Source organism: Gilvimarinus sp. 1_MG-2023 (genome assembly GCF_030548285.1).
The window spans coordinates 1-253 of sequence record NZ_JAUOSC010001341.1 but is presented as its reverse complement, the minus strand read 5'-3'; the positions used below and the strand labels follow the sequence as shown (position 1 = coordinate 253).

1 protein-coding gene is annotated in these 253 nt (G+C 48.2%); it reads left to right on the top strand.

Annotated elements, in window-relative coordinates:
- Positions 1-167: 167 nt before the first annotated feature.
- The coding region (locus tag Q4563_RS23810; protein ID WP_442903847.1) for a DUF4372 domain-containing protein at positions 168-253 on the top strand (86 nt) is incomplete at its 3' end.

Sequence of the window (253 nt, the reverse complement as noted above, 5' to 3'; positions counted from 1 at the left end):
GATCTGCGGCGTAATAGTCATTTACTTCCCGTTAATATCGTTACTATTCTGTTGTCATTGCAACACTACTGTCCGGTTAACTGACCCGCCAAAAGAAAGGAGCTCGGCTCCCATGCCGTTTCCGGTAAAATGAAGCTTCTCACAGACATCATTCAGAGGAACCGGGCTTGGCACATTCTAACACCGTACTGGCACAGCTACTCAACGTCATCCCTCGCCATCAATTTCAGCAAACCGTCGATCAATACCAGGC